This window comes from Ensifer sp., assembly GCF_031989085.1.
Lineage (GTDB): Bacteria > Pseudomonadota > Alphaproteobacteria > Rhizobiales > Rhizobiaceae > Ensifer.
In genome coordinates this window covers 864314-877564 of the sequence record NZ_DALZXU010000001.1, presented here as the reverse complement: position 1 = coordinate 877564, position 13251 = coordinate 864314, and the positions used below count along the sequence as shown (strand labels likewise).

Here is a 13251-nt window from a genome sequence, read left to right as displayed (position 1 = left end):
AGACCGCCATGGGCTTTACGCCTGGGTGCCGCCGACGGTGATCTGGTCCATGCGCAGATGCGGCTGGCCGACGCCGACCGGAACCCACTGCCCGGCCTTGCCGCAGTTGCCGATGCCGGTGTCGAGCTGGGTGTCGTTGCCGACCATGGTCACGCGCTTCATCGCGTCGGGGCCGTTGCCGATCAGCATAGCTCCCTTGACCGGGGCGCCGATCTTGCCGTTCTCGATCATGTAGGCCTCCGTGCAGCCGAAGACGAACTTGCCGGAGGTGATGTCGACCTGGCCGCCACCGAAGGAGACGGCGTAGATACCCCTCTTCACCGAGGCGATGATTTCCTCGGGCGTCCTGTCGCCTGAGAGCATGTAGGTGTTGGTCATGCGCGGCATCGGCACATGAGCATAGCCCTGGCGCCGGCCGTTGCCGGTCGGCTGCATGCCCATCAGCCGGGCATTCTGGCGGTCCTGCATGTAGCCGACGAGCTTGCCGTCCTCGATCAGCACATTGTAACCCGACGGCGTTCCCTCATCGTCGATCGAGATCGACCCGCGGCGAGCCTCGATCGTGCCGTCGTCGACGACGGTCACGCCCTTGGCTGCAACCTGCTCGCCGAGCAGTCCGGCAAAGGCCGAGGTCTTCTTGCGATTGAAATCGCCTTCGAGGCCATGGCCGACGGCTTCGTGCAGCATGACGCCCGGCCAGCCCGACGCCAGCACGACGTCCATGGTGCCTGCAGGTGCGTCGATTGCGTCGAGATTGACGAGCGCCTGGCGCAACGCATCGTCGGCGCCCTTCTTCCAGTTTTCCTCGGTGATGAAATCGCCGAAGCCGCGACGCCCGCCGATACCGTAGGAACCGCTCTCCTGGCGGTCGCCGTCACCGGCAACCACGGAAATGTTGATGCGCGTCATCGGCCTTATGTCCTGAACGCGGTGACCGTCGGCACGCAGGATGTCGACCAGCTGCCAGCTTGCGGCAATCGAGGCCGTCACCTGCCGGACCTTGGGGTCGCGCGCACGCAGATAGGCGTCGATCTCCTGCAGCAACGCGACCTTCGCCTCGAAGCTCGGCTCGCCGATCGGGTTTTCGTCACCATAGAGCTTCTTGTTGGTGCGCTGGGGAGCCGCCGCGTAAGAGCCGGCATAGCCGCGCGTCACCTGGCCGACAGCGTCCGCTGCACGGCGAAGTGCCGAAAGCGACAGTTCGCCCGCATGGGCGTAACCGACCGCCTCGCCGGCGACCGCGCGCAGGCCAAAACCCTGGTCGGTGTTGAAGCTGCCGCCCTTCAGCCGCCCGTTGTCGAAGGACAGCACTTCGGCCTGGGCATGCTCCAGGAACAGTTCGCCGTCGTCGGCGCCGGCAAGCGTCTGCGACAGAACCTTGCGGATCGCCGCCTCATCGGCATCGAAGAGGCTCATCAGATCGGTGTTCATGGTCGTGCGCTCCCGCGTCATAGGTTCGATGGCCTCCATTTAGGAAGGCGAGCGGTTCAAGCCAAGGAAAATATCGATCAGGAGAGCGATGCGTTCCAGCCGTCGAGCCGTTCGATACGCTCCACGCCGGTGAAGCGAGCGAGACGCTCGAGCTCTGCGTCGATGCGCTCCATGCGGCCCGAAGACGCCTTGACGCCGCGCTCCAGCCAGAGCCGGCGCACGTCGAGGCTTCCGCGCTTGCGGTCGGCCTTCATGTCGATGCGGCCGATCAGCCGATCGCCTTCGATCAGCGGAAAGACGTAATAGCCATATTCCCGCTTGGGCTCGGGCACGAAGATCTCGATGCGATAGAAAAATCCGAACAGCCGCTCGGTGCGATTGCGGTCGCGCAGCAAGGGATCGAAGGGGCTCAGGACACGCACGCGCCCCGGCGGATCGGGAATATCGCCGAGCGTGTCGCCAAAGCCGGAAAACGCATAGGACGATCGCGGCTTGCCGCCGTCGATCGGATCGATCGTGACGTCGATCAGTTCGTCGCGATGCTCGGCAACCCAGGTCTTCGCCTCTTCGGGGGAGACCAGGTCCCAGAAGGCGGCGATCTCGCCGTGGGTGGCAAAACCCAGGCGTTCCAGCGCGCTGCGGCAGGCCCAGTCGATGAATTCGTGATGCTCCACCTCGGCGCCGTGATGGTGCGGCGGGATCACCCGCTCGGTCAGGTCATAGACCTTCTGGAAATTCTCGCGCCGCGCGATCGCCAGCTTGCCGGTGCGCCAAAGGATTTCGAGCGCGGTCTTCGAGGGATGCCAGTTCCACCAACCGCCCGACGTGTGCTCGGCCTCCTTGAGCTCGCGCGCAAGCACCGGGCCGCCCTTGGCGATGCGCTCATAGGTGTCGTCGCAGCTTTTCTCGAAACCTTCGCCGCGCCACTTGCTCCAGCGCTCGACGATGGTCTCACCTTCCCATTTGAACCGGTGCTTCCAGTAGCGGTAAAAGCTGCTGGGGATGATCGACGCGTCATGGGTCCAGTGCTCGAACAATTCGCCGTCATCTTCAAGAAGCGATGTCAGGTGTTCGCGGCGATAGGTCTGGTTGCGCGAAAACAGGATCTGATGGTGTGCGCGTTCCACAGTCGCGATGCTGTCGACCTGCACGAAGCCGATGTCATGGATCAGCTTCAGGAGGCCGTCCTTGCCGAGCGCGCGGTGCGGCGCGCCGGAAAGGCCCTGCCTTGCGAGGAAGATGCGCCGGGCATCGCTGTTCGTGAGCCGAATCGTCATGAGAGAAAGAGTAGGCTTTTATTCCCATATTTCAAATGGGCAGCATGCTGCACAGCAGCATTGCCCTTCTCCGTCGTCTTAGCCTATAGAGCAGACCGCAAACCGCGAGGGACGGGATGGACATCCGCTTTACCGATTGCTCGGTCCGCTTCGGCGAACGGGTGGCGCTGCAGCCGCTGACGCTTGAGATCACCGAACGGCGTGTCGGCATTATCGGCCTCAACGGCTCCGGCAAGACCACGTTCGCGCGGTTGATCAACGGCCTGGTGAAGCCTTCAGCAGGTCAGGTGACCGTCAACGGTCTCGATACGGTCAAGGACGAACGCGCCGTTCTTTCGGAAGCCGGCTTCATCTTCCAGAACCCGCAGAACCAGCTGATCATGCCCGTCGTTGCCGACGACATCGGCTTCGGGCTGAAGAACCGCGGCCTCAAGAGCGAGGAAATCGATCGGCGAACGCAAGCCGTCCTGTCGCGCTTCGGCGTCGAACATCTGGCGCGGCGCCGGGTGCACGAACTCTCCGGTGGCGAGACCCAGCTGATTGCGATGGCGAGCGTCGTCGTCACCGACCCGAAGATCCTCATCCTCGACGAGCCGACCAACCAGCTCGACCTCCGCAACCGCCGCCGCGTTGCCGATACGATCGCGACGCTGGACGAGGATACGCTTGTCATCACCCATGACCTGCCGCTGGTTGAGAATGTCGAGCGCCTGCTGCTCTTCCATGAGGGGCGCCTTGCCGCCGACGGCAGCCCGCACGAGACGATCCGACGCTACCACGAGATCGTCGGATGCTGACGAGCCTGCATATCGACGGCAATAGTTGGCTGCACCGGCTTCCAGTGCGCGCCAAGCTCCTGGCCCTGGTGGCACTCAGCATCCTGCTTTTCCTCAGCGGCTCGCTGTTCGTACAACTGGCTGCGTTTGTCATTTCGGCCGGGCTCTATCTTTCCGTCGGTCTGTCGTGGCGCGAAGCTCTGAAGCGCGTTGGCTTCGTCTTCTTCACCATCTTCTTTCTCGCGGCCGTAAACCTTTTCCTTCTCCCCTTGAACGACGTGGCCGTCCTGACCCTGCGACTGATGGCGCTGGTGCTCTTCGCCGCCACCGTGACGGCGACGACGACGATCAGCGAATTCATGGACGAGGTCACTGCGCTCCTGACGCCGTTTGAGCGCCTCGGATGGGTGCGCGCTGCCGACGTCAGCCTGGCGCTCGGGCTCGTGCTGCGCTTCGTGCCGGATATTTTCGCGCGCTACCAGGCGATCCGCGAGGCGCACAGGGCGCGCGGGTTGCCGGTGCGGCCGTTGACGATCATCGGACCGCTGATCATCCTGACGCTCAAGGATGCGGATACGATCGCCGCAGCGATTGACGCCCGCGGATTTCGGCGCCAATAAATTCATCCATCCTAATAAGCAAGGAACTGGAACAGCATGAACACCAGAGACCTCGTCCTTATCGCCCTCTTTGCCGCGATCGTCGTCGTGCTCGGCCTGATCCCGCCGATCACGCTCGGCTTCATCCCCGTGCCGATCACCGCGCAATCGATGGGCGTGATGCTGGCCGGCTGCATCCTGGGCGCCAAGCGTGGGGCGCTCGCCTTCCTCCTGTTCCTTCTGCTCGTCGCCATCGGCCTGCCGGTTCTGTCGGGCGGCCGTGGTGGCCTCGCCGTTTTTGCCGGCCCGTCGGGCGGCTTCATCCTCGGCTGGGTCGTTGCCACCTTTGTGACCGGGTTGATCGCGCAGCGCTTCGTCCGTGAAGGCCAGCCGGAGGTCCGCCAGTTCGTCGGCTTCTTCCTGGCTTCCGTGGTCGGCGGCATCGTCGTGCTCTATGCGATCGGCATGCCCTGGGTATCGGCCGTCACCGGCACGCCTCTCCTGGCCGTTGCCACCGGCTCGCTCGCATTCCTGCCCGGCGACTTCCTGAAGGCCGCGATCGCGACGCTTGCCGCACGGGCGGTCTTTGCCGGCTATCCGCTGCTGCCTGTCCGCGCCTGACCGATGCCGTTTGCCGCCGCCATCGCGCGCCATGCGGAGCGAACCCCTGACACCCCGGCCTTCCGTATGGAGGGCCGGGTCTTCACATTCGCCGAGCTTGCGCTTTGCACCGGCCAACTCGTTTCCATCTTCGGGAAACTGACGGCAGGCACGGCCCATGACAGCGTGCTTTCCGGCGCCACACGGCTGATCGCACTCGAGATCGGCAACCACCCGCTTTTCGCCGCAGCCTTCCTCGCCGCAACATCCGGCGGCCATTGCGTGGCGCTGATCGATCCGCATCTGCCCGATGTCACCCGCGATGCGATGCGTGCGCGTCTCAGGCCGGATGTCATCGTTCGCGCCGATGGCGACGGGCTGCGGCTCGATGCGACGACGGGCGAAAGTGCAGGCTTCACAATCGGCTCGGGAAGCGGCAGCGCGCCGCTTGCCATCGGCGCCGATGACGAGCCGTTTCTCATCGTCTTCACCTCCGGCACGACAGGCATGCCGAAGGCGATCGTGCGCGATCGCGGCTCTTGGCGGCGCAGCCTTGCGACCGGCCAGGCGTTTTTCGGTCTCGACCACGAAACCCGCACCTTTGCGCCCGGCCCGCTCGCCCATGGGCTGACGCTCTATGCGCTCGCCGAGACGCTGATTGCCGGCGCTGAATTCATCGGCATGCAGCATTTCGATGCGACGCGCGCGTCCGGCGCTATCGCAGCGCTCGAGGTCAGGCGGCTCGTGCTGGTGCCGACAATGCTGCGGCGGCTCAGCACGACACCGTCCAAATCGACCTCGGTTCAGAAGATCACCGTTGCCGGTGCCAAGCTGACACCGGCCGACCGGGAAGCCGCGGCGGCCGCCTTCCCGCAGGCCGACGTCATAGAATATTACGGCGCGTCCGAACTCGGCTTCATCAGCGTTGCCGGCCGTGACGACACCGCATCGGCGACCGCCGTCGGCCGCGCCTTTCGAGGCGTCGGCCTCGTCGTGCTCGACGAAAATGAGCGCCCGCTGCCGCCAGGCGAAACCGGCACGATCTTCGTCGACAGCGACCTGATTTCGAGCGGCTATATCGGCGCCGGCGATGGCGCCGGCCTCAGGCGCGTGGGCCGGCTCGCAACCGTCGGCGATCTCGGTTTCCTCGGCGCCGATGGCACGCTGCATCTGGTCGGGCGCTCAGGCGGCATGGTTTTGTCAGGCGGCAACAACATCTACCCTCAGGAGGTCGAAGCCACACTCGTCGGCCACGCCGGCGTGCACGCAGCCTGCGTGCTTGGCCTCGATCATCCCGATCTCGGCAGCGAACTCGTGGCGGTGATCGAACCGAACGGCGCAGCGATCGAGCCAGCAGCACTCAGCGGTCATCTCGACCGCAATCTGCCGCGCTACAAACATCCCAGGAGAATCTGGCTTTGCCGTCACTTGCCGATGACGCAATCTGGTAAGGTGGCGGCCGGCACCCTCAAGCAATGGATCGTGGATGGACATGATGCCCTTGAGACCTTCGCCTGACCCTTCGCGCACGCCGGTGATCGTGGCCGCACTGCGCACGCCTGTCGGACGCGTGCGCGGCGTGCTTGCCGAGGTCGAACCGGCGCGGCTCGCCGCACCGCTCATCCGCCGTATCCTCGACGACCTGGGCCTGCCTGCCGAGCGGATCGACGACGTCATCGTTGGCAATGCCGCCAACTGCGCCGGCAATCTCGGGCGGCTGGCAGCGCTCGAAGCCGGGCTCCCGGTTTCGACGCCGGGGCTCACCATCGACAGGCAGTGTGGTGCCGGCCTGGAGGCCATCACGCTCGCCGCCCGGCTCATCCAATCGGGCGCCGGCAGCTTCTATCTCGCCGGCGGTACCGAAAGCGCCAGCCGCGCCCATATTCGCCTGCGGCCGCCGACGATCCCTGGCGAAGAGCCGCATCCGATCAAGCGCTCGCGCATGGCGCCGGACGAGATCGGCGATCCCGATATGGGCGTTGCCGCCGAAAACGTCGCCACCGCCTGCGGCATTTCCCGTGAACGGCAGGACGACTTTGCGCTCGAAAGTCAGCGGCGCGCCGTCGCCGCCCAGGCTGCCGGCCGGTTTTCGCGCGAGATCGTGCCGATCCAGACCACAGCCGGCATCGTCGATGCGGACGAATGTCCGCGCGCCAACGCCTCGCTCGAGACCCTGCAACGGCTGAAACCCGTCTTCGTCACGGATGGCACTGTGACGGCAGGCAATGCCTGCCCGATCAACGATGGGGCTGCGATGGTGCTGGTCACCAGCCTTGCGGAAGCGCAGCGCCTGAAGCTTTCCTTCGCGCTCGAATTCATCGACGCCACAACCGCCGGCGTGCATCCCGATCTGCTAGGGCTCGGGCCGGTGCCGGCGATGGCTAAGCTGAAGGCACGCAATCCGACGCTCGACGTCGATGCGGTCGACTTCATCGAGTTCAACGAAGCCTTCGCCTCGCAGGTGCTCGGCAGCCTCGACCAGCTCGACATCTCGCCGGAGCGGGTCAATCTCGATGGCGGCGCCATCGCGCTCGGCCATCCCTATGGCGCGTCCGGCGCCATCCTCGTGGTGCGGCTGTTCACGCAGATGCTGGCGGCCCGCCAGGAAACCGAAGGTCTGGCGATGATGGGCATCGGCGGCGGCATGGGCGGCGTCGCGCTGCTGCGCAGCCTGCGGCTGGTCGAATAGCCCTGCAGGGCCCAAGAGCATCTCAGAGCAAGAGCGCCTCAGAGAATGTAGCTGCCGAGCCATTCGCGCGTTGCCGCCGGCACGGCCAGCGGCGTGTGCCGCTCGCGATCGACGGCGACCCAGACGATCTCCAGTTCGGCCGCCAGCTGGCCGCCCGCCTCCACCCGCACGGCAAAACTCACCGAACTGCCGCCGATCTTGGCAACGGTCACGACGAAGCGGGCGGGTTCGTCAAAGCGCAAGCCGCGATGAAAGACGCAGGCCGAGCGGCGAACGAGATAGGCAGGTTCATGCACGACCGACGGGCGGTGGCGCCAGAGATGGGACAAGGCGGCTTCGGCATGGGCATAGTAGGCGGCATTGTGCATGTGGCCATGCATGTCTATATCGCGAAACGGAATGCGGATTTCCGTGACGTTGTCCCTCTCCCTGCCGTCCATGCGAGGTCCTCTTCAAATGCGCTCCACCCTCGTTAGCCAGTTCGGCGATCCGCGACAAGTGATTGCGCTCGTCGATGCCGAGCGCCTGCCGCCCGGCCCAGGCGAGGTCGAGATCGCGCTGTGCCTCGCGGCGATCAACCCCTCCGACCTCATCCCCGTCACCGGCGCCTATAGCGCGCGAACCAGCCTGCCCTTCGTGCCCGGCTTCGAAGGCGTCGGTACGGTTTCGCGCGTCGGTGCCGGCGTTACGACCCTGAAGCCCGGCGACCGGGTGATCCCGATCGGTGCGAGCGGCCTCTGGCAGCAATATCTGCTGCGGCCCGCCGATTGGTGCTTCCTGGTGCCCGACGATATCGACGACCGCCAGGCGGCGGTGAGCTACGTCAATCCGCTGACGGCGCTTCGGCTGATCGAAGCGCTGAGAGCGCATTTCGGATCGCTGGCCGGCCGCAGGATCGGCGTTACCGCAGCTGGTTCGGCGATCGGCGGCATGCTGATGAAGCTGATATCAGGTGAAGGCGCCGAACCGGTCGGGATCGTGCGCAGCGAACGCAGCGCCGTGCGGCTGGCTGCCGAGACGGCCGGCGAAATCGTCGTTGCCGACGAAGGCAATATCCCCTCGCCTTTGGTTTTCGACGCCATTCTCGACGCAGTCGGTGGGCCTTTTGCCGGCGACCTGATCGGCCAGACGCTGCAACCCGGGGCCGCCTTCATCCAGTACGGCGCCTTGAGCGGCGTGCCGGTGCCTATCCCGGCGATCCAGGCGCGGGCGGACGTGCGCTTCTCCTTCCTGTGGCTGAGGACCTGGGTGCATGCCGCCGGCAGGCCATCCATCGAAGCGGCTTTCGCTGCGAGCTTTGCCGGTCTGCGATCCGGTCTCTTTTCGAGCCGGATCGCGCAGACCTATCCGCTCAGCCGTCTTGACGAGGCGCTTGCGCATCAGGCGGATGCCAAACGCGACGGCAAGCTGCTGCTCGACACGCGCTGTTGAAAATCGGGACTTTCCATCGCGCGTGCCATGGACCTTGGCCGGTCGCAGCACTAGTTTCGGCGCATGACCACGCTGCTTTATGAAAATCCGGTCTTCCTGGAACACGAGGTTCCGGAGGGGCATCCCGAACGGCCGGACCGGCTGAAGGCGCTGAACCTTGCGCTCGAGCACCCTAATTTCGCCGAACTCAAACGCGTCAAGGCGAAGAAGGCGAGCGAAGACCTTGTGCTGCTCGCCCACCCGGAAGAGCACCTGCGCACCGTCAAGCGCGCGATCCCCGAAGAAGGCATCAACGACCTCGAAGCCGATACCTATGCCAGCCCGTTCAGCCTCGATGCAGCGCTGACCGGCATCGGCGGCGCCGTCGAAGCGGTGGATGCGGTTTTTACCGGCAAGGCCGACAACGCGTTCGTCGCCGGCCGCCCGCCCGGCCACCACGCCGAAAAGAACAAGGCGATGGGCTTCTGCTTCTTCAACACCGTTGCGATCGCTGCCCGGCATGCGCAGGTAGCCCACGGCGCCGAGCGCGTCGCCATCGTCGACTGGGACGTACATCACGGCAACGGCACCCAGGACATCTTCTGGGACGATCCATCGGTTCTCTTCTGCTCCACCCACCAGATGCCGCTCTATCCCGGCACCGGGGCGAAGGACGAGACCGGCGTCAAGGGCAACATCGTCAACGCCCCGCTTTCGCCCAATGTCGGCAGCGAGCATTTTCGCGAGGCGTTCCGGTCGCGCGTGCTTTCGGCGCTGACCAACTTCCGGCCGGATTTCATCCTGATCTCGGCCGGCTTTGACGCCCACCACCGCGATCCCCTGGCGCAGATCAACCTTGTCGCCGAGGATTTCGACTGGGCAACGGGTCGCTTGCACGAGATCGCCGACCGCAGCGCCGGCAGCCGCATGGTCAGCCTGCTCGAGGGCGGCTATGACCTGCAGGGGCTGGCCGAGTCGGCTGGCCTGCATATCCTGAGATTGATGAGAGGGTAATCATGACCACCACCACGCAACCGGATGTTTCGGCCCTCTCCTTCGAGCAAGCCGTCGAGGAGCTCGAGCGCATCGTCTCGGCGCTGGAGCGCGGCGATGTGGCGCTCGACAAGTCGATCGAGATCTACGAGCGCGGCGAAGCCTTGAAAAATCATTGCGGCGCGCTGCTGAAGGCGGCCGAGGACCGGATCGAAAAGATCAGGCTCGACCGCGCCGGCAAGCCACAGGGCGTGGAGCCGCTCGACGCGGAATAACCCGCCCGGGATTGGTCGACGTCGGGAAACGCTGCGTCTTTCCCTCGCCCCTACCGGCTAGCCGGGTTCGGGGCTAGGGTCTGAGCCTTTGAACAACGGGAGCGCCCACCATGTCCTTCTTTCCTGGTCCCGATCCGCTTGCCGGCGACAAGCCCGCCTGCGACGCCATCGAACATCTGATCATCCCGCGCACCAGCGACATAGGCGGCCTGGAAGTCCGCCGGGCGCTACCGACCGCCAGGCGGCGGCTGGTCGGGCCGTTCATCTTTTTCGACCGCATGGGCCCGGCGCTGCTGCGTGCCGGCGAGGCGATCGACGTCCGCCCCCATCCGCATATCGGCCTTTCGACCGTCACCTATCTTTTTGACGGCGAGATCAAGCATCGCGACAGCCTCGGCACGGAAATGGTGATCCGCCCCGGCGACGTGAACCTGATGACGGCCGGGCGCGGCATCGTTCACTCCGAGCGCTCGCCCGAAAACCAGCGCGGGCACGAACGCTCCATCTCAGGTCTGCAGACCTGGCTGGCGCTGCCCGAACACAAGGAAGAGATCGATCCGATCTTCGACCATACCGAAAGGCACAACCTGCCGCAGCTCAAGGACGGCGGCATCGATGCCCGCGTCGTCATCGGCAGTTTCGAGGGACAGAAGTCGCCGGTCTCGGTCTTCACCGACACGATCTATGTCGACCTCAACATCGCCCCCGGCAAGAGCGCACCGTTTGCCGCCCGGTGGGAAGAGCGCGCGCTCTATATTCTCTCGGGCGAGGCGATCATCGCCGGCGATCATTTTGCCGACAACCAGTTGCTGGTGTTTCGTCCGGGCGACGACATCACCGTCACCGCCGGTCCACTCGGCTGTCATATCATGCTGTTCGGCGGTGCCGCGCTCGGCTCGGCCCGCCACATCTGGTGGAATTTCGTGTCGTCGTCAAAGGAGCGGATCGAGAAGGCCAAGGAGGAATGGCGGACCGGCCGCTTCGATATCGTGCCCGGCGACGAGGAGGAATTCGTGCCTCTGCCCACCGGCTGAGCGCAGGGGATAAACGCGACGGATTACCGCTTCGTGTTGCCGCATGTTGCCTTAAATCGATTTCGATTCAGGGAATCATGCGGTAGTGTCTTGGATGACGACGCAGGAAAGCCTACTTTTGCATTCAGCAACAATTGCGTCTAAAGAGCCGCTTTGACGGTACCACCAACTATCCGCGCACCCGATCCGTGCGGTGCGCATGAGGCATGCAGCGTGACACAACTGCCAACCAACCCGATGCCGGCAACCCCCTTGCTCGACAAGGTGACCTATCCCGACGATCTGAAGAAGGTCGACGACAGGGACCTGCCGCAGCTTGCCGGCGAAGTTCGGGCAGAGATGATCGATGCGGTCTCGCGCACCGGCGGTCACCTCGGCGCGGGCCTGGGTGTCGTCGAGCTGACGATCGCCATCCACAAGGTCTTCAACACGCCGCATGACCGGTTGATCTTCGACGTCGGGCATCAGTGCTACCCGCACAAGATCCTCACCGGCCGCCGCGATCGCATTCGAACGCTGCGCCAGGAGGGTGGCCTTTCCGGCTTCACCCGCCGCGCCGAAAGCGAATACGACCCCTTCGGTGCCGCGCATTCCTCGACGTCGATCTCCGCCGGCCTCGGCATGGCGGTCGCCGCCGACCTCGACGGCGTGAACCGCAACGTCATCGCCGTCATCGGCGATGGCGCACTCTCGGCCGGTATGGCCTATGAGGCGCTCAACAACGCGGGGGCGCTCGACGCCCGCCTGATCGTCATCCTCAACGACAACGACATGTCGATCGCGCCGCCGACCGGCGCGATGAGCGCCTATCTCGCGCGTCTCGCCTCCGGCCGCACCTATATGGGCATCCGCGAGGTCGGCAAGAAGCTGACGGCCTATCTCGGCAAGACGGTCGACCGGGCGATCACCCGCGCCGTCGAGCATGCGCGCGGCTATGTCACCGGCGGCACGCTGTTCGAAGAGATGGGCTTCTACCATATCGGCCCGATCGACGGTCACTCCTTCGAGCACCTGCTGCCCGTGTTGCGCAACGTGCGCGACAACGCCAAGGGCCCGGTGCTGATCCATGTGGTGACGCAGAAGGGCAAGGGCTATCCGCCTGCGGAAGCCGCCGCCGACAAATACCATGGCGTCAACAAGTTCGACGTCATCACCGGTGCGCAGGCCAAGGCCAAGCCGAACGCCCCCGCCTACACCTCGGTGTTTGCCGAAGCGCTGACGCAGGAAGCCGGTTTTGACGACAAGATCGTCGCGGTCACCGCCGCCATGCCGTCGGGCACCGGGCTCGACAAGTTCGCGCTCGCCCATCCCTCGCGCTGCTTCGACGTCGGCATTGCCGAACAGCATGCCGTCACCTTCGCGGCCGGCCTCGCATCCGAAGGCTACAAGCCGTTTGCTGCGCTCTATTCGACCTTCCTGCAGCGCGGCTACGACCAGGTTGTCCATGACGTGGCGATCCAGGGCCTGCCGGTGCGTTTCCCGATCGACCGCGCCGGCTTCGTCGGCGCCGACGGGCCGACCCATGCCGGCTCCTTCGACACCACCTATCTCGCCACCCTGCCCGGCTTCGTCGTGATGGCGGCTGCTGACGAGGCGGAACTGAAGCACATGGTGCGCACGGCGGCGGCCTACGACGCCGGCCCGATCTCGTTCCGTTATCCGCGTGGCGAAGGCGTGGGCGTGGAAATGCCCGAGCGCGGCCAGATCCTCGAAATCGGCAAGGGCCGTGTGGTCAAGCAGGGCTCCAAGGTGGCACTGCTTTCCTTCGGCACCCGCCTTGCCGACTGTTTGATGGCGGCCGAAGATCTCGACGCGGCCGGCCTTTCGACCACGGTTGCCGATGCGCGCTTTGCCAAGCCGCTCGACCATGACCTCATCCGCCAGCTCGCGCGCCACCACGAGGTGCTCGTGACCATCGAGGAAGGCGCCGTCGGCGGCTTTGCCAGCCATGTGCTGCAGTTCCTCGCGGAAGACGGCCTGCTCGACGGCGGGCTCAAGGTTCGCCCGATGGTCATGCCCGACATCTGGATGGAGCAGGCCAAGCCGGAAGCGATGTATGCCGCCGCCGGGCTCGACCGCGCCGGCATCGTTTCGACGGTGTTCAAGGCGCTCGGCCAGAAGCAGGATATCGGCATCGGCGCCGCTGGCTGAACCCGCGCGACCGACG

The 13251-nt window shown here is 65.2% G+C and carries 13 protein-coding genes; 10 read left to right on the top strand and 3 right to left on the bottom strand.

The annotated features are described in order from the left end of the window. Positions 1-15: 15 nt before the first annotated feature. The gene (gene tldD / locus RTP54_RS04175; RefSeq protein WP_312361214.1) at positions 16-1431 is read right to left on the bottom strand and encodes a metalloprotease TldD; all 1416 of its coding nucleotides are present in this window, start codon (positions 1429-1431) and stop codon (positions 16-18) included. A gap of 77 nt (positions 1432-1508) precedes the next feature. After that, entirely contained in the window at positions 1509-2708 is a 1200-nt protein-coding gene (locus RTP54_RS04170; RefSeq protein ID WP_112808571.1) for a winged helix-turn-helix domain-containing protein, read from the bottom strand. A gap of 116 nt (positions 2709-2824) precedes the next feature. Here RTP54_RS04170 and RTP54_RS04165 point away from each other — a divergent pair, with 116 nt between their 5' ends. Genes RTP54_RS04165 through RTP54_RS04145 form a run of 5 tightly spaced genes read left to right on the top strand, consistent with a single transcriptional unit; the run spans position 2825 to position 7372 of the window. Beyond that, positions 2825-3505 carry an energy-coupling factor ABC transporter ATP-binding protein gene (locus RTP54_RS04165; RefSeq protein WP_112808573.1) on the top strand — a complete coding sequence of 227 codons (681 nt, stop codon included), beginning with the start codon at positions 2825-2827 and terminating at the stop codon, positions 3503-3505. Continuing rightward, positions 3499-4104 (top strand): energy-coupling factor transporter transmembrane protein EcfT, encoded by a 606-nt coding sequence (locus RTP54_RS04160; RefSeq protein WP_312361210.1) that lies wholly within the window; start codon positions 3499-3501, stop codon positions 4102-4104. The genes RTP54_RS04165 and RTP54_RS04160 overlap by 7 nt, the downstream gene beginning before the upstream one ends. 36 nt (positions 4105-4140) lie before the next feature. Next, entirely contained in the window at positions 4141-4704 is a 564-nt protein-coding gene (locus tag RTP54_RS04155; protein ID WP_112817386.1) for a biotin transporter BioY, read from the top strand. 3 nt (positions 4705-4707) lie between these two features. Then, the gene (locus RTP54_RS04150; protein ID WP_312361208.1) at positions 4708-6201 is read left to right on the top strand and encodes an AMP-binding protein; all 1494 of its coding nucleotides are present in this window, start codon (positions 4708-4710) and stop codon (positions 6199-6201) included. Beyond that, positions 6185-7372: a thiolase family protein gene (locus RTP54_RS04145; RefSeq protein WP_312363165.1), complete on the top strand. Its 1188-nt coding sequence runs from the start codon at positions 6185-6187 to the stop codon at positions 7370-7372. The genes RTP54_RS04150 and RTP54_RS04145 overlap by 17 nt, the downstream gene beginning before the upstream one ends. A 38-nt stretch (positions 7373-7410) precedes the next feature. Here RTP54_RS04145 and RTP54_RS04140 read toward each other — a convergent pair whose 3' ends face one another. Beyond that, a complete protein-coding gene (locus RTP54_RS04140) occupies positions 7411-7812 on the bottom strand; it encodes a thioesterase family protein (protein ID WP_312361206.1) in 402 nt (133 codons plus the stop codon). A 16-nt stretch (positions 7813-7828) separates the two neighbouring features. Here RTP54_RS04140 and RTP54_RS04135 point away from each other — a divergent pair, with 16 nt between their 5' ends. The 5 genes from RTP54_RS04135 (at position 7829) to dxs (ending at position 13235) form a co-directional block, all read left to right on the top strand. Continuing rightward, the gene (locus tag RTP54_RS04135; protein ID WP_312361205.1) at positions 7829-8803 is read left to right on the top strand and encodes a zinc-dependent alcohol dehydrogenase family protein; all 975 of its coding nucleotides are present in this window, start codon (positions 7829-7831) and stop codon (positions 8801-8803) included. A 63-nt stretch (positions 8804-8866) separates the two neighbouring features. Continuing rightward, the gene (locus tag RTP54_RS04130; RefSeq protein ID WP_312361204.1) at positions 8867-9796 is read left to right on the top strand and encodes a histone deacetylase family protein; all 930 of its coding nucleotides are present in this window, start codon (positions 8867-8869) and stop codon (positions 9794-9796) included. A 2-nt stretch (positions 9797-9798) separates the two neighbouring features. Continuing rightward, on the top strand, positions 9799-10050 hold the full coding sequence (locus RTP54_RS04125; protein WP_112808587.1) for an exodeoxyribonuclease VII small subunit: 252 nt from the start codon (positions 9799-9801) through the stop codon (positions 10048-10050). A 110-nt stretch (positions 10051-10160) separates the two neighbouring features. Then, positions 10161-11084 (top strand): pirin family protein, encoded by a 924-nt coding sequence (locus RTP54_RS04120; RefSeq protein ID WP_112808589.1) that lies wholly within the window; start codon positions 10161-10163, stop codon positions 11082-11084. A gap of 237 nt (positions 11085-11321) precedes the next feature. Continuing rightward, on the top strand, positions 11322-13235 hold the full coding sequence (dxs, locus tag RTP54_RS04115) for a 1-deoxy-D-xylulose-5-phosphate synthase (protein WP_162703523.1): 1914 nt from the start codon (positions 11322-11324) through the stop codon (positions 13233-13235). The last annotated feature ends 16 nt before the right edge of the window (positions 13236-13251 follow it).